The sequence below is a fragment of the Streptomyces sp. NPDC058751 genome (genome assembly GCF_042746485.1).
Classification (GTDB): Bacteria; Actinomycetota; Actinomycetes; order Streptomycetales; family Streptomycetaceae; genus Streptomyces.
The window spans coordinates 1-14,672 of record NZ_JBHYPZ010000075.1; the positions used below are offsets into that span (position 1 = coordinate 1).

The 14,672-nt window shown below is 69.4% G+C and carries 13 protein-coding genes and 3 pseudogenes; 4 read left to right on the top strand and 12 right to left on the bottom strand.

Annotated features, from left to right (window positions below; all coding sequences use genetic code 11):
* Positions 1-119: 119 nt before the first annotated feature.
* Positions 120-1,321, bottom strand: a pseudogene (locus ACFW6B_RS39795) (IS3 family transposase).
* 155 nt (positions 1,322-1,476) lie between these two features.
* On the opposite strand from ACFW6B_RS39795, the pseudogene ACFW6B_RS39800 reads away from it, so the two are divergent.
* The 3 genes and pseudogenes from ACFW6B_RS39800 to ACFW6B_RS39810 all read left to right on the top strand — a co-directional run.
* Positions 1,477-1,617: pseudogene (locus ACFW6B_RS39800) on the top strand (transposase family protein); the annotation flags it as partial.
* Between the two features lie 72 nt (positions 1,618-1,689).
* Positions 1,690-2,994: a DUF4241 domain-containing protein gene (locus tag ACFW6B_RS39805; protein WP_386604630.1), complete on the top strand. Its 1,305-nt coding sequence runs from the start codon at positions 1,690-1,692 to the stop codon at positions 2,992-2,994.
* 155 nt (positions 2,995-3,149) lie between these two features.
* Positions 3,150-3,581 carry a DUF5958 family protein gene (locus ACFW6B_RS39810; RefSeq protein ID WP_386604583.1) on the top strand — a complete coding sequence of 144 codons (432 nt, stop codon included), beginning with the start codon at positions 3,150-3,152 and terminating at the stop codon, positions 3,579-3,581.
* 288 nt (positions 3,582-3,869) lie between these two features.
* On the opposite strand, the gene ACFW6B_RS39815 is transcribed toward ACFW6B_RS39810, so the two are convergent.
* The 5 genes and pseudogenes from ACFW6B_RS39815 to ACFW6B_RS39835 form a co-directional block, all read right to left on the bottom strand.
* Positions 3,870-4,457, bottom strand: coding sequence for an Imm21 family immunity protein (locus ACFW6B_RS39815; RefSeq protein ID WP_386604585.1), 588 nt, complete (start codon positions 4,455-4,457; stop codon positions 3,870-3,872).
* A 149-nt stretch (positions 4,458-4,606) separates the two neighbouring features.
* Positions 4,607-4,786, bottom strand: a pseudogene (locus ACFW6B_RS39820) (ATP-binding protein); the annotation flags it as partial.
* A gap of 160 nt (positions 4,787-4,946) precedes the next feature.
* Positions 4,947-5,324, bottom strand: a complete 378-nt coding sequence (locus ACFW6B_RS39825) for a LuxR C-terminal-related transcriptional regulator (RefSeq protein WP_386604587.1) — start codon at positions 5,322-5,324, stop codon at positions 4,947-4,949.
* 808 nt (positions 5,325-6,132) lie between these two features.
* Complete coding sequence (locus ACFW6B_RS39830; RefSeq protein WP_386604589.1) at positions 6,133-6,465, bottom strand: AzlD domain-containing protein; 333 nt, start codon at positions 6,463-6,465, stop codon at positions 6,133-6,135.
* Entirely contained in the window at positions 6,462-7,145 is a 684-nt protein-coding gene (locus ACFW6B_RS39835) for an AzlC family ABC transporter permease (protein WP_386604591.1), read from the bottom strand. Before ACFW6B_RS39835 ends, ACFW6B_RS39830 begins: the two co-directional genes overlap by 4 nt.
* Before the next feature lie 107 nt (positions 7,146-7,252).
* On the opposite strand from ACFW6B_RS39835, the gene ACFW6B_RS39840 reads away from it, so the two are divergent.
* Entirely contained in the window at positions 7,253-7,783 is a 531-nt protein-coding gene (locus tag ACFW6B_RS39840) for a helix-turn-helix domain-containing protein (RefSeq protein WP_386604633.1), read from the top strand.
* Positions 7,784-7,802: 19 nt separating this feature from the next.
* Here ACFW6B_RS39840 and fabG read toward each other — a convergent pair whose 3' ends face one another.
* The 6 genes from fabG to ACFW6B_RS39870 all read right to left on the bottom strand — a co-directional run bounded on the left by fabG (position 7,803) and on the right by ACFW6B_RS39870 (position 14,594).
* Positions 7,803-8,522: a 3-oxoacyl-ACP reductase FabG gene (gene fabG, locus ACFW6B_RS39845; protein ID WP_386604593.1), complete on the bottom strand. Its 720-nt coding sequence runs from the start codon at positions 8,520-8,522 to the stop codon at positions 7,803-7,805.
* Positions 8,523-8,576: 54 nt separating this feature from the next.
* Positions 8,577-9,659: a branched-chain amino acid aminotransferase gene (locus tag ACFW6B_RS39850; RefSeq protein WP_386604595.1), complete on the bottom strand. Its 1,083-nt coding sequence runs from the start codon at positions 9,657-9,659 to the stop codon at positions 8,577-8,579.
* A gap of 33 nt (positions 9,660-9,692) precedes the next feature.
* Positions 9,693-11,288 (bottom strand): acyl-CoA carboxylase subunit beta, encoded by a 1,596-nt coding sequence (locus ACFW6B_RS39855; RefSeq protein WP_386604598.1) that lies wholly within the window; start codon positions 11,286-11,288, stop codon positions 9,693-9,695.
* A 90-nt stretch (positions 11,289-11,378) separates the two neighbouring features.
* Positions 11,379-12,317, bottom strand: a complete 939-nt coding sequence (locus ACFW6B_RS39860) for a fumarylacetoacetate hydrolase family protein (protein ID WP_386604600.1) — start codon at positions 12,315-12,317, stop codon at positions 11,379-11,381.
* 1 nt (position 12,318) lies between these two features.
* On the bottom strand, positions 12,319-12,741 hold the full coding sequence (locus tag ACFW6B_RS39865; RefSeq protein WP_386604602.1) for an acyl-CoA thioesterase: 423 nt from the start codon (positions 12,739-12,741) through the stop codon (positions 12,319-12,321).
* Positions 12,742-12,746: 5 nt separating this feature from the next.
* Positions 12,747-14,594 carry an acyl-CoA dehydrogenase gene (locus ACFW6B_RS39870; protein ID WP_386604604.1) on the bottom strand — a complete coding sequence of 616 codons (1,848 nt, stop codon included), beginning with the start codon at positions 14,592-14,594 and terminating at the stop codon, positions 12,747-12,749.
* Between the last annotated feature and the right edge of the window lie 78 nt (positions 14,595-14,672).

The window sequence follows — 14,672 nt, forward strand, 5'->3', positions numbered from 1 at the left end:
GACTGCCTGTACCAACGAGCTCCGTTGCTCTACGCCGGAAATCCTTCAACTGGCTCGCGTGACCTGCGAAAACGCTAACTACCCGGCCTTGGGCCTTGACCCGGAATCTTGGACACGGGCTATGCGGCTTGAGCCAGGGTAGTTGATGTTGTGTCGAGTGCCGTCTCGTAGGCGATGGGGCTGCGTTGTCCGAGGCGGGAGTGACGGCGTCGGGTGTTGTATCGGTTGAGCCAGCCGAACGCGTCGAGTCGGGCCTCGAGTTCACTCGACCAGGTCTTGCGGCCCTGGAGCGTCTCGCGTTTGAAGGTCGCGTTGAAGGACTCGGCGAGTGCATTGTCCGCGCTGGAGCCGATCGCGCTCATGGACTGGCGGACGCCGGCCTGGCGGCAGGCGTCGGCGAAGGCCCGGCTGGTGTACTGGGCTCCGTGGTCGGTGTGTATGACCGCTCCAGCGAGGTTGCCGCGGGTCCGTTCGGCGGCGGCCAGGGCATCGGTGACGAGGTCGGTGCGCATGTGGTCCGCGATCGCCCAGCCGGCCAGGCGGCGTGAGGCGAGGTCGATGACGGTGGCCAGATACAGGAACTTCCCGCCGTCCAGCGGGAGACAGGTGATGTCGCCGACGTACTTCGTGTTCGGCTCGTCGGCTGTGAAGTCGCGGCCGATCAGGTCCGGGGCCTTCGCCGCGGCCAAATCCGCGACAGTGGTGCGGTGCCTGCGACGCAGCCGCAGTCCTGCCAGGCCGATGCTGCGCATCACCCGCGCGATGCGTTTGTGGTTGACGCGCTCGCCCGTGTCGCGGAGTTCGGCGGTGATCCTGGGGACGCCGTAGGTGCCGCCTGATTCGTGGTGCACGGCCCGTATCCGGGTGGCAAGGCGGGCGTCGGCCGCCTGTCAGGCGGCCCGGTCCGCGGCCGTCCGGCGCCAGTAGTAGAAGCTGGAGCGGGCGATGCCCAGGATGGTGCACAGCCGCTTCACGCCGTATAGGCGGTGGTGGTCGGCAACGAACTGGAAGCGGTTCACCAGCGCGTCTCCCCGGCGAAATACTTCGCTGCCTTGCGCAGGATCTCGCGTTCCTCCTCCAGCTCGCGGACCTTCTTGCGCAGAGCGGCATTCTCCGCCTCCAACGGCGTCGGCGGCTCGGCCGGCACCTCCGCCCGGCGTCCCCGCGGCCGACTCGCACCGGCTGCCCGGACCCAGTTGCGCAAGGTCTCGGGATTGATCCCCAGATCGGCAGCTACCTGCCGGATCGTCGCCTCAGGACGCGACTGGTACAGCGCAACCGCGTCCGCCTTGAACTGCGGCGGATAGTTCTTCATGACCACGAGATGTCCGTTCTCAGATCCTCAGGATCCAGTGTCTCGTGTGTCCAAGATCAGGGGTCAAGGCCCATGCACCGTTCTGGGACTTGCTGGTGTTCGAGGGGATCGACGAGGTGGAGGTCGGGGCGGTTGCGGCCGAGTTCGGCACGGTCGAGGTGGTGGCGGAAGGCCGGGCCGCCAGCGGTCTGTGCCCGGACTGCGGCCGCTTCTCGGACCGAGTCCACGACCGGTATCAGCACAGGCTGAAGGATCTACCACTCGCTGAACAGGGCTTCGTGATCCGGCTGACGGTCCGGCGCTTCATCTGCGAAGCCGCGGTTACCTTGCAGTTCAGCACGGAACCAAGGCAGGTTGTAGGAAGAGGAGCGGCAATGGTCATCGAGGTGGGGTACGCGCAGGCGTGGGACCTGGAGGCTTGTGCGCCCTGGCGGCCGATGTCTGCCGAGGAGGCCCGGGAGCGGGATGCCGCCGGGCTTCCGTACGTCGTGGTGTACCGGGAGCCGGGTCGGAAGGCCCCGCTGGAGGTCCGGCTGGTGTCCTGGCGGGACCACTACGTCGGGCTGTGGGTCTACGACGCCCAAGGTCGCCGCACCTACGATCTGGACATGCGGCTGCTGGACGACCCCTCGCGGCTGCTGCGCCGATACTCCGTCGGCTGGTACTACACAGGCCCAGAGATGGCGGAGTTCGACAAGGCGTGCCCACGCATCACCGTGGACCTCTTCCCGGACGGGAGGGGCCGACGGACGGAGGAACGGCAGGGTCAGGGCGGGGGCTCCTACGTCACCTCGCCCAGACTCCGGGACGACGAGCGCTGGCTGGAGCGCCCCGCCTTCGGGGAGTGGCCGCTGCTCTCGGCCCAGGTACACGGGTTCATTGAGCCGCCGGCCTTCGAGACGGCCGAGGTGGCCGAGGCAGCCGAGCCAGGTGGCGGAGGCACCCCCGCTACCTGCTGGCGTCCGCCGCGTCCCGCGCAGCCTGGACCGATCAACGAGTTGTTCCGGCCCGGGGTGCGCGTGACCGACGGGTACCACCCCGAGATGACCGTCGTGGAGCCGCGCCAGGTTGGTACCCTGCGCGTACCCAGCGGGCTGCTGGCCGTCTCCGGCCCGGACATCGACCACGGCGACGGGCCGCGCATTACGGTCCCCGTCCCGCCCGGGGAGTACGTACTCGACGAGGCGCGGGTCCGCTTCAGCTACCAGTGCGAGTGGCGGGACGCCGAGGTCACGACCACGGAACCCACGGCCGTCCGCCTGCTCGTCAGCAAGACCCCCGCAGCGACCTGGGAGATGGCCCTCGGCCCGGACGACGATCCCCGGCTGTTCATCGAGCAGCAGATAGCCGGCTTCGACACCGACGGTGCCACCGGCTGCTTCGCCGACGCCGGGTCCTGGGATCCGCTCATTGCGCTCTTCGAGCGGGGGCTGATCCGGGGGGAGGCGGACCTGGACGGGTACGAGGACATCGACGACGGTTCCATGTTCATGCAGCGCACCTGGGACGAGGCTTCCGGCGGCGAGCTCATGTCCTTCGCGACGACCGGGGACGGTACCTACCCGGTGTGGGTCGGCCGTTCCGAGGCCGGTGAGGTAATCGGCGTCGTGGTGCTGGTGGAGGGGATGCCCGAGCTGCTCCCGGAGCGGGACGGAACCACCACCGATGCGGCTGTGTAGGCAGGTCCTACCTGCGGGCGCCTGGCGAGCCGCGGAGTGGGATTTCTGCGGCACTGCCAGATCGCGGGAGCGGACGGTTCTTGGTTCTCGCCCGCGTTGTCTCGGGTGCGGATACGGACCGTCGCCCGGGACCGGCATCGTGAAATCATCAAGCGATGACCGAACCGAGCAACGACGACGATCGCGCCTTCCGGCGCGAGACAGAGCGGGTCGTCAACGAGATCGCTCAAGGGCTCCGCACGTTGGACGCTGGTGTGGGCTGGTTCTCCGGTCTCGCCCCAGCATGCCGACAGGAGGTTCTGCAGGAAGTCGCCGGCTATGCGATGCAGGCGCACATTACTGCTGCGGACGGCCGTGCGGGGGTGGCGCGGTCCGGTGTGAAGCCCACGGCCAACCCTTCGGTGATGATCTGCATGGAGCCACCCCGCTACGGGTTCGCGGGCCTGCCCTCCGCTGAACACGTCAAGGCGTTCCGTGTCCTTGTCTCCGTGTTCGCTGTTGCTGACACTCGCCGCCGTGAGATGTACTGCAAGGGCGACTGCGGACATGCATGGCACAACCTGCCGGCGGCGACCGAGCAGCCGTAGCATCGGCCGCTCCGGTGCTGGCTGGGCCGGTTATCGGGGATGAGATCCGTGAACTCGGGGCTTCTGCCCCTACTGTCTTGGGTTCGTTCTGGTCAGAGCCCGTTCCGATGACCTGGGAGGCCAGGTCGGACAGGGCTCACTCGAAGGCGCCATGCGCTACACCACCGGACTGGAACACGCCGACCTGACCGGTCAGCCAGCTGTCGGCCCGCGAAGCGACGACCGGACGAGTCCGAGCTGATCCAGGAAGCGTTGCCTGATCTGCTTCGGTCGGTGCTTCCGCAGCCGCTAGACGGAGGCTGGAAGAAGCTGGACCAGGCCCACTGACGTTTCCTCGCCTACCGAGGTGTGGACCGCGCGGACCGTCCAGCGACCAGGCGGTATCGAAACCGGGGCCTGATCCGGCATCCCTCCACCGGGGTACTCGACGTCCAGCTCGGCTCCATCGGTGGCGGAGTCCATCAGTACCGCCGGCCCGTCCGTCTCCCAGACGCCATACTCCTCCCACTCGACAGCAGGGTCGGTGAGGACAGACTGGGCCGCGGCAATCAGATCGGCCTCGGAGTTCGCTCCAAGCCAGCGGACAAACGCTTGGTGTTCCGGCAGATAGCAGGTCATGGCAGGTTCGTCCGCAAGCACGAGCCCGAGCACACCCTGCCCACCCACACCAACCACTCCAGCCAGACCATCGACTTCGCAGGCACGGTCGTAGTCGTCCGCGACAGCCCCGTCGCTGATGACCATCCCCGACATCGTGCAGCCGCCCCACCCAGTCAGTCCGGAAACGGGGATGGCTATCAGCGGGCCGCCCATCGACTCGACCCAGGCGGGGGGAGTCTCGGCTGAACCGGATGAGGTGAACGAGGGGGTATTCATGGCGCCAGTGTCCCCCCGGCCGCTGACAATGCCGCGCCGAGCTGCGGTCCGGCCCATCGTTGACATAGGAGCAGGTGCCTCGACACGGACCATCCACCCCGTGGGTTCCTCCCACTCGACGCTTCAGAAATGACGAACCCACGGGCTTATCAGTGCATGCGGGCGTCGGTGTCGAAGAGCATCAGCTCGTGGGGGTGCAGGAGGTGCTGCACGATGAAGCTTCTGCCCGCGACTTTCCACAGGCCGCGGCCCCGGTTGAGGTGGGAGATCGCGTCGGTCTCCACCGAGGTCAGGCCCAACATGGCTGCTGCGGCGTGGAGTTGGTCGGTCCCTTACAGTCCCGTCCTGTGAGGCGGCCACGTCTCCCTGGCCTGGGGCATTCACGACCGGCCCCCATCGAAAGTGTCCAATAGGCGGCGGATGAGCCGACGGGGAGAGTCGTTGGTCCGTCCGTGACCGGACGTGGACCGAGTGGCCTTGCTCGGGGAATCACGCACTCTCGGCGTGAGGCTGAGAAGCGCTCAGGGTGTGGCACTTGGTCGGGTCGGTGGCGCAAGGGACCGCGGCGTCGTTGGTGAGGATCTCCCAGGCGAATCCGACGATGCCGGCCTGGAGACGGGACTCCACGTCGAGTTTGGCCAGTATCTGGGCGACATGGGCCTTGGCGGTGCGCTCGGTGATGGCCAGCTGGGTCGCGATGGCCCGGTTCGACGACCCCTTCGCCAGCATCCGGAAGACGTCGAGTTCACGCTCGGATAACAGCGGCACCCGTGTCAGAGCGGCGTCCCAGACATGGTGGTGGACCAGGGCCGCCTGCTGGCCGACGATGAGGCGGTGGGACCTTGTCAAGGATTCTGCGGTGTACATGACAGCTCCTCGGTGTCCTCTGGCTGATAGGGGTCGTCTCATGGGGTGAGTCTGCGCGCGTCGGCACGGCGGGCCTCGCCGGTGGGGCTCGCAGGGCGGATGGAAGGGTGGGTCGTCCAGTCGGTCGACCGCGCGGCATGGGGGGTGACGGACGGTGCGTCACCGTTCCGGGAGCGAATGAGGGCAGACTCGGGGCACGTCGGGCAGGCCAATCCCCGGGCAGCCGAATTGCGTCGCCTAGCGTGTGAGTTTCGGCCACTTCCGGTGGCGTACTCAGAGCCGGCTCGACCGGCCCAGGACCAACCCGCCGATTCGCCTCGTTCCGGGTGGCTCGATATGGGCGCAGTAAATGGTGGAATTTCGTCCGCGATTTACCGGAGCTCCCTCGAAATCGCGGGCGGCTGCTAGGGCGCGGGGCCGACGTCGGCGTCGGCAGGGAATTGCGTGCGCCTGCGGGGAGCGGGCGGCGAGGTGAATGACCGACGCGATCTGGGCGCATGGCGGGAGTCCTGCGATACGAGCAACGGAAGGAGTCCGGCTCCCCCACCCACGATGATTCCCCCCGAATATTTCGACGGAACGGCATCCCGAACAAAAGCCGAGCAACGCATACACGGGTGACCGACCCCTGGAGATCGCCGCCTTACGTCAAGTTACCCATTTGTCACCGGGTGGGCAATATCATGTTCAACATATGAGATGACTTGCTGAATTTCGCCATGCGGCTTGAATTTTCGGAGGGCGGTGAAATGGCCGAGAGCGCCCGGAGAGGTACCTCCGGGCGCTCTTCGAGGGTTCTCGGGTGATGTTACGGAATGCCGGCGAGTCGCAGGAGCGCCGCCGTCCCGGCCGCCGCGAGGACGACGACCAGAAAGGGCGCCCTGCGCCAGGCGAGCACTCCGCCGACCAGTACCCCGATCGCCCGGGCTGCACCGGCGAAGCCGTCGCCCTCGGTGAGCGCCGCCGTGGCCGTCAGTGCGGCGAGCAGCACGACCGCCGAAACCTCCAGCAGCTTCTCGACCTGCTTCGGGAAGGTGACCTTCGCCCGCAGGGCAGGACCGGAGAGGCGCAGCAGGAAGGTTCCGGCCGCCAGGGCGAACATCGCTGCCAGCGTCGGCAGCAGGGGAAAGGGATTGCTCATCGCTCTGCTCCTTCGAGGCTCTTCACCCGGAACAGCGGCAGCGCGGCCAGCGCGACCAGGACCGGCAGCCCGGCCGGCAGGAAGGCAGTGAGGGCCAGTGCGATCGCCGAGCCGGCCAGCGCGGTCTGCCGTAGTGCCCGGTCCTTCATCGCGGGCAGGATCAGGGCCAGGATCACCGCGGGGAACATCGCGTCTAGGCCAAGGGCATCGGTGTCCCGGACGACGCTGCCGAGCAGCGCGCCGAGCGCGGCGCCGACGGGCCAGCAGGCCAGGATGCCGAGGCCGCAGGCCCAGTAAGCGGCCCGCTTGCGGGCGAGCCCCTCCTGGGCGATGGCGAAGACGACCGTCTCGTCGTTCATCAGGTGCGTGCCGAGCAACCTGCGCCAGCCCCGCCCGAGCACGTCGGGCACCGCCAGACCGAACGGCAGGTGACGGGCGTTGACCAGCAGACCCGCCAGCAGCGCGGCGATCGGGCTCCCCCCGGCGGCGATGATCCCGACGAAGAGGAACTCGGACGACGCCGCCAGGACGAGGGCGCCCATGAGCACCGGGAACCACCAGGGGAAGCCCGAGGTGACCGCGATGGCTCCGTACGACAGGCCGATGACCCCCACGGCCATGCAGACGAGCGCGATGTCCCGCAACGGCCCCTTGCCCAGTGTTTCCCATAACGTACGCATGACGTTTATAGTGAACACCCTGAAGGCTGTTCGTCAAGACGAACGATTGACCATTGGAGCGAACACGCGTGTCCGACGTCGACCCCCCTCTCAAGCCGCCCCTGGCAATGATCGCCGCCTCCCTGCGGGCGGAACGGGTCCGGGCGGGGCTCTCCCTCACCGAGGTCGCCCGACGTGCCGGGCTCGCCAAGTCCACGCTCTCGCAGCTGGAGTCCGGCACCGGCAATCCCAGCCTGGAGACGCTGTGGGCGCTGTGCGTGGCGCTGGAGATCCCCTTCTCCCGACTGCTGGCCGCCTCCCGTCCCCCCGTCCAGGTGATCCGCGCGGGCGAGGGGCCGGCCATCGGTTCGGCGCAGAGCGATTACCGCGCCACCCTGCTGGCCGCCTCTCCTCCGGGGGCACGGCGGGACGTCTACAGCATCGCGGCCGAACCGGGTCCGCAGCGCTCCTCCGCCCCGCACATGCCTGGCGTCGTGGAGCATGTCGTGATCGGCGCCGGCCGGGCCCTGGTGGGCACCGCCGACGAACCGGTGGAACTGCACCCGGGCGACTACATCAGCTACCCGGCCGACGTCCCGCACGTCTTTCGCGCGCTGGAGCCCGGCACGCGCGCGGTACTCGTCTCGGAGCACTCCTGAGCACGCGCACGGCCCGGCCTCAATGCCCCATGCCCCAGCCGCCGTCCACCGGCAGGACGGCCCCGGTGATGTAGGCGGCGTCCTCGGAGGCGAGGAACCGGACCGCGGCCGCCACCTCCGCCGGCTCTGCGCCGCGTCCCAGCGGGACCTTGCCCAGCACGACCGCACGCTGCTTCCCGTCGAGCACCTTGGTCATGTCGGTGTCGACCATGCCCGGCGCCACCACGTTGCAGGTGACCCCCCGGGTGCCCAGTTCGCGGGCGACGGACCGGGCGAAGCCGACCAGGCTCGCCTTCGACGCCGCGTAGTTGACCTGCCCGGCCGCGCCCAGCAGGCCGACCGCCGAGGAGATCAGGACGATCCGTCCCCGCCGGGCGTCGACCATCTCCTCGACGGCCCGCTTGACCACCCGGAAGACGCCCGTCACGTTGGTGTCCATCACGTCCGTGAAGTCCTTCTCGGCCATCCGTAGCAGCAGCCGGTCCCGGGTGATACCGGCGTTGGCCACCAGCACCTCCACCGGACCGTGTGCCGCTTCCACCTCCTTGAACGCCCGCTCCACCTGCGCGGAGTCGGTGACGTCGCAGGTGACGGCGAGGCAGCCGAGGTCGGTCGCGGCCCGTGGCGGTTCACCCGTGCGGTAGGTCAGCGAGACCTTGTCGCCGGCCTGCGCGAAGGCACGCGCCACGGCGAGGCCGATCCCCCGGTTTCCTCCGGTCACGAGGACCGAACGGCTCATGTCTTCCACGCACCCTTCTGCATCTTCGGTCTGCCCAGACCCGGCGGACGCCGGTCAGGCGATCTTGTGGACCCAGCCGAACGGGTCAGGCCGCGAACCGTCCTGGATCCCCGTCAGCTCCGCGCGCAGCCGCTCGGTGACCGGGCCGGGCGTGCCGCCGCGGATCGTCCAGTCCCCGTCCGCGCTACGGGCGAAGCCGACCGGGGTGATCATCGACGAGGTGCCGCAGGAGAACACCTCGGTCAGTTCCCCCGACTCCGCGTCGGCCTGCCACTGCTCCACACTGATCCGTCCCTCCTCGGCCCGGTGGCCGAGCTCGGCCGCCAGGGTCAGCACCGAGTCCCGGGTGACACCCGCCAGCAGCGTCCCGGACAGCTCCGGAGTCACCAGCCGGTCGCCGTAGACGAAGAAGAGGTTGCTGGTGCCCATCTCGTCCACCCAGCGGCGTTCCGCCGAGTCCAGCCAGACCACTTGGTCGCAGCCCATCTCCTTGGCCTGCGCCTGTGCGACCAGCGTTCCCGCGTAGTTGCCGCCGCACTTGGCCTCGCCGGTGCCGCCGGGGGCAGCCCGGGTGTAGTCCTGGGAGAGCCACACGGTGAGCGGTTTCGCCCCGGCCGCGAAGTAGGAGGCCGCGGGCGAGGCGATCACCATGAACCGGTAGGCGGACGAAGGGCCGTAGAAGCTGATGGCGGGCTGGGTGGCGATCATGAAGGGGCGCAGGTAGAGGCTGTGCCCGGGCCGGTCCGGGACCCAGTCGCGGTCGGCGCCGACCAGCGTCTCGAGAGCCTCGACGAAGGTTTCCTCGGGCAGCGGCGGCATCGCCATGCGCGCGCACGAGCGGTTCAGCCGGACCGCGTTGGCGTAGGGGCGGAAGGTCACCACCGTGCCGTCCTGACGCCGGTACGCCTTCATGCCCTCGAAGATTTCCTGGCCGTAGTGGAACACCTGGGCCGACGGGTCGAGCACCAGCGGCCCGTACGGGTGCAGCCGGGCGTTGTGCCAGCCCTGGTCCCGTTCCCAGTCGATGCTGATCATGTGGTCGGTGAACACCTCGCCGAAGGCGGGTGACTCCATCAGTGCCGCCCGCTCGGTGGCCGGCCGGCGGACGGCGGTCTCGGTGGTGAAGGTGATGGTCATGGGTGCGCTCCGGGGCATGGGGTCACGGGGTTGTCACAGGGGGATGTTGGCGTGCTTGCGGGACGGCTGGTCCACGTGCTTGCTCCGCAGCATCCGGAAGGCGCGGATGAGCAGCGCCCGGGTCTCGACGGGATCGATCACGTCGTCGACGAGGCCGCGCTCGGCCGCGTAGTAGGGGTGCATCAGCTCGGACCGGTACTCCTTGACCAGTTGGGTGCGCAGGGCCTCCGGGTCGTCGGCCTCGGCGATCCGCTTGCGGAAGATGACGTTCGCGGCGCCCTCGGCGCCCATCACCGCGATCTCGTTGGTCGGCCAGGCGTAGGAGAGGTCGGCGCCGATCGAGCGGGAGTCCATGACGATGTACGCGCCGCCGTACGCCTTGCGCAGGATCAACTGGACCCGTGCCACCGTGGCCTCGCAGTAGGCGTACAACAGCTTGGCCCCGCGGCGGATCACCCCGTCGTGCTCCTGGTCCACCCCGGGCAGGAAGCCCGGTACGTCCACCAGCGACAGCAGAGGGATATTGAAGGCGTCGCACGTCCGCACGAACCGGGCGGCCTTCTCGCTGGCCTTGATGTCGAGCACCCCGGCCAGAGCGAGCGGCTGGTTGGCGACGATGCCCACCACCTGGCCGCCGAGCCGGGCCAGCCCGCACACGACGTTGCGTGCCCACCTCTCGTGGACCTCCAGGAAATCGCCGTGGTCGACGATCTCCTCGATCACCCGGCGCATGTCGTACGGCAGCCGGCTCTCGGCCGGAACCAGGCCGAGGAGGGCCTCGTTGCGCCGGCCGTCCGGGTCGATGCACGGCACGGACGGCGGGTTCTGCCGGTTGTTGGACGGCAGCAGGGACAACAGGTACCGGACCTCGCCCAGGCAGGTCCACTCGTCCTCGTACACGAAATGCGCGACGCCCGACAGCTCCGCGTGGACATCGGCGCCCCCGAGGTTCTCCTGGCTGACATCCTCGCCGGTGACGGCCTTGACCACATCGGGTCCGGTGATGAACATCTGCGAGGTGCCGCGGACCATGAACACGAAGTCGGTCAGGGCGGGAGAGTAGGCCGAGCCGCCCGCGCACGGGCCCAGGATCACCGAGATCTGCGGGATCACCCCCGAGGCCCGCACATTGCGGCGGAAGATGCCGCCGTAGCCGGCCAGGGCCGAGACCCCCTCCTGGATGCGCGCTCCGGCACCGTCGTTGAGCGAGACCAGGGGAGCACCGGCCGCGATGGCCATGTCCATGACTTTCTGGATCTTCTCCGCGTGCGCTTCGCCGAGCGCCCCGCCGAAGATTCGGAAGTCGTGCGCGTACACGAACACGGTGCGGCCCTCGACGGTCCCCCAGCCCGCGATCACGCCGTCCGTGTGCGGTCTGCGGTCCTCGATGCCGAAACCGACCGCCCGGTGCCGGCGCAGCTGCTCGATCTCGTTGAACGACCCCGTGTCCAGCAGTATGCCGATCCGTTCGCGGGCGGTCAGTTTCCCCTTGGCATGCTGGGCCCGGGTCGCGCGCTCGCCCGGACCGCCGTGTGCCCGTTCCCTGGTCACGTAGAGGTCGGCCACCCGCGCCCGGATGCCGGTGCGCGTGTCCGGCGGCTGCTCCGTGAGTTCCTGCTGGACGGTCATCCGTCTCCTCTCCTTCCGGGATCTACGCGCTCACAGGCGCTGTGGCAGGCGGGGCCGGAGTGGCGCGGACCGCGCCGGGCCGACACCCGGTCACAACCTGGTCCGTGCCGAGGCGGCAGGCAGGACAGGGGCGGCCGCGACCTTGAGGGCGGCAGCACCGGCGTCGTCCAGGACCACCGCCCGGCACCGCTGCCGCTGTGCACCCAGCCCCGACACCTCCGCCTCCACCACGTCACCGGCCCGCAGGTACGGCTGGTCGGGGCGGCCCAGCGCGACGCCGCCGGGCGTCCCGGTCAGCACCACGTCACCGGGGTGCAGCACCATGCACTGGCTCAGGTACCAGAGCAGGTAGGACACCTCGAAGACCATGTCCGCGGTGGACCCGTCCTGCATCATCTGGCCGTTGACCCGGCACGTCAGCCGCAGCCGGCCCGGGTCGCCCACCTCGTCCGGGGTGACCAGGTGCGGGCCCAGCGGACTGAACGACTCGAAGGACTTGCCCTTCACCCACTGCCCGCCGCGTTCCAGGAGCCAGCTCCGCTCCGACACGTCGTTGCCGGTGGCGTACCCCGCGACATGGCGCAGCGCGGAGGCGGGGTCCGACAGGTACTGCGCGCGCCGACCGATCACCACGGCCAGCTCGACCTCCCAGTCCGTCTTCTCACCGCCCGGCGGCAGCAGCAGGTCGTCGTACGGGCCGACCAGCGTGGTCGGCGCCTTGCTGGCCACGATCGGCTCGCCGGGCACCACCAGGCCCGCCTCGGCGGCATGGGCCCGGTAATTGAGTCCGATCGACAGCAGATGCCCGCCCGGCCGGACGGGCGGACCGACCCGCCCGGCGGCCGGGTCGACCTCCGGCAGCCCTGCGGCCTCCCGTGCCAGCCGCGCCGCCGTCTCCTGCAGCGCGTCGGGGTCCAGGGCCGCGCCTGTCCAGTCCGGCACCCACGAGGACAGGTCCCGCACGACGCCTCCGGGGCCCACCGCGCAGGGCCGCTCACCGCCCGGCGGTCCGATCCGCAGCAGCCGCATCTCAGTCGGCCGCCGGTGTCTGCTCGAGGTATTTCTCGAAGAAGCGGATCTCTTTGTCGGTCAGCCGCCGGGGCCGCCCGGCCCGGTAGTCGAACGGCGCCATCACGGTAGAGGCGGTGGCGTACACGGTGTCGCCGTCGCGGACCACGTAGTCGACGGCCACCGTCGCCGACTGGAGATCGGAGACCCACATCTCGATCTCCACCGGTTCGTGCCGGTGGACTAGTTGGCGCCGGTAGCGGATCCGGTGCTCCACCACCACCGACCCGTCCCTGAAGAAGGCGTCGCCGTCGTTCGGCGCCATCCGGAAGATGAAGTCGACCCGTGCCTCCTCCAGGTAGCGTACGTAGGAAACATTGTTGACGATGCCGTAGACGTCCATGTCCGACCAGCGGATCGGACAGAAGTAGCTGTGCTTCGCCATGGCGCTCAGTTCCCCTCGGCGACCGCATCGGCGGCCGGTCCGAAGGCGCCGGTGCGCCGCTGGAAGGCGCTCACGTAGTCGGCGGCGGCGATCGGCGCCCTCAGCAGTTCCGGGGAGAGGTTGAAGCCGCCGATCAGGGTGTCGGTGTGCGGCCGGAGCCGTGCGCACAGCGTGTCCGCCTCCCGGGGCAGCCGCTCCACCTGCTCGGCGGTCAGCACACCGCGCGCCAGGTACCAGCCGGTGTCCCGGCGCATCTCGCTCAGCCCGTACAGCGCGGCCAGCAGGCCGAGCGCCGTCCGCGCCGACTCGTCCTCCAGCGTGCCGACCGCGGCGGCGAAGCACTCCAGGGCGGTCCGCACGCCCCGGGTCCGGGCCATCTCCAGGCCGGTGTTGACGGTGTCGTTCCAGGCCTCGAAGTACGTCCGGTCGCCGGTGTCGTCCGCCATGGCCGCGGCGGCTTCCCGGAGCAGCTCCGTCTCCCGGTGCCGTACCGCCGCCACCAGGAACGCGAGGTCCCCCAGGTCCCGTCCCGCCGGGTCGGGTGCCGGGGCTGGCCCGGTGCCGTCGCCGTCGCCGTACTGCGCGATGATCTGTCCCGCGGTGGTGGCCAGCAGCACCTGGTTGTCACCCTCCGCGGTGACCAGGCCCTGGAGCAGCGATCCGTAGTCCGCGATCCGGTTGGCGCTGAAGATGCCCTGCGCACCGCAGCGCTCACGGCAGGTGGCGACGACGTCGGTCATCTCCCAGGTGGACAGCGCCTTGGTGATCGACACCAGATGGTTCAGCTCGGCGGGGAGGGCGTCCTGCGGCGCCGCCGTGAACTGCCGCTTGACATGGTTGAGCAGCAGCGTCATCGCGTACGTCCGGGACAGCGCGGTGTACAGCGCGAGTTGGTGGCTGCGGTACTCGATGACCGGCAGGTCGTTGCGGCCAGGCGCGTTGGTGAGCCGCTGAGCCGCGAACCGCAGTGCGATGTACACGCTCGCCCGGCCCGCGCCCGTCGCCGCGCTGGACACGCACAGCCGGCCGGGCAGAATGCGGCTCATCGCCTGCAGGAACCGCTTGCGTCGATTGCCGGACGCCGGGCGGAACACGCCGTCGTCGTTGAAGCCGCCCATGTCGCCGTGGAGCAGCTGGCGGCGCGGGACGCGCACATGGTCGAACCAGGTGAGGCCGTTGTCGAGTCCCTGCACCGGCTTCTCCGGGCACGGCGCGGCGTGCACGCCCTCGTACAACTGCTTGCCGTCGCTGATCCGGACGAGGAACGGGTACACGCCGTGGTCCTTGCCGTCCGCCTTCAGCCGGGCCATCACCACGGCCAGCTTGGGGACGTCCTGGAACCCGCTGTAAGACATGTACTTCTGCGCGAGGGCGTCGGGCGTGTTCAGGACGAACGTCTCGGTGGCGGGGTCGTAGACGGCCTCGGTGCGCAGGGCGGCCACGTTGTTGCCGTAGCCCAGCTCGGTGGCCATGTACGGGCTGAAGGAGTCCAGCCGGTCCAGTTCGTCGAACAGGTCCTTCAGGTCCTCCCGGTCACCGTGCTCCACGACGGTGCCGAAGGCCAGGTTGTAGTGCACCATCAGCAGCGAGAACGTGGAGACGTCCACCAGCGACGGCCACTCGGCCAGGGCGAACAGCCGCCACGGATCGGCCAGGATCTCCCGCGGACGTTCCAGCGCGGCGTGCACGGCTCGCGACCGTTCGTAGGCCAGCTTCCCGGCCTCGGTCATGTTCAGCCCTTCGCGGGGATCGAAGACGGGGTCCAGCAGCAGCTCGTGCAGCTCCTGGTGCGTCTGCTCGTACCTGCCGTCGAAGAGCAGCCGGGACAGTCCGGCGGAGGCCGACGAGGTCATGTATGGGTCCTTTCCCGCGGCTGTGACTCCCGCGGTGGGGTCGTGAGGGGACCGGCGGAGGGAGCCGCCGCGATCAGG

Coding starts and splice junctions, on each gene's coding strand:
- ACFW6B_RS39805 (WP_386604630.1), top strand. CDS start 1,690: ATGGTCATCGAGGTGGGGTACGCGCAGGCGTGGGACCTGGAGGCTTGT.
- ACFW6B_RS39810 (WP_386604583.1), top strand. CDS start 3,150: ATGACCGAACCGAGCAACGACGACGATCGCGCCTTCCGGCGCGAGACA.
- ACFW6B_RS39815 (WP_386604585.1), bottom strand. CDS start 4,457: ATGAATACCCCCTCGTTCACCTCATCCGGTTCAGCCGAGACTCCCCCC.
- ACFW6B_RS39825 (WP_386604587.1), bottom strand. CDS start 5,324: ATGTACACCGCAGAATCCTTGACAAGGTCCCACCGCCTCATCGTCGGC.
- ACFW6B_RS39830 (WP_386604589.1), bottom strand. CDS start 6,465: ATGAGCAATCCCTTTCCCCTGCTGCCGACGCTGGCAGCGATGTTCGCC.
- ACFW6B_RS39835 (WP_386604591.1), bottom strand. CDS start 7,145: ATGCGTACGTTATGGGAAACACTGGGCAAGGGGCCGTTGCGGGACATC.
- ACFW6B_RS39840 (WP_386604633.1), top strand. CDS start 7,253: ATGATCGCCGCCTCCCTGCGGGCGGAACGGGTCCGGGCGGGGCTCTCC.
- fabG (WP_386604593.1), bottom strand. CDS start 8,522: ATGAGCCGTTCGGTCCTCGTGACCGGAGGAAACCGGGGGATCGGCCTC.
- ACFW6B_RS39850 (WP_386604595.1), bottom strand. CDS start 9,659: ATGACCATCACCTTCACCACCGAGACCGCCGTCCGCCGGCCGGCCACC.
- ACFW6B_RS39855 (WP_386604598.1), bottom strand. CDS start 11,288: ATGACCGTCCAGCAGGAACTCACGGAGCAGCCGCCGGACACGCGCACC.
- ACFW6B_RS39860 (WP_386604600.1), bottom strand. CDS start 12,317: ATGCGGCTGCTGCGGATCGGACCGCCGGGCGGTGAGCGGCCCTGCGCG.
- ACFW6B_RS39865 (WP_386604602.1), bottom strand. CDS start 12,741: ATGGCGAAGCACAGCTACTTCTGTCCGATCCGCTGGTCGGACATGGAC.
- ACFW6B_RS39870 (WP_386604604.1), bottom strand. CDS start 14,594: ATGACCTCGTCGGCCTCCGCCGGACTGTCCCGGCTGCTCTTCGACGGC.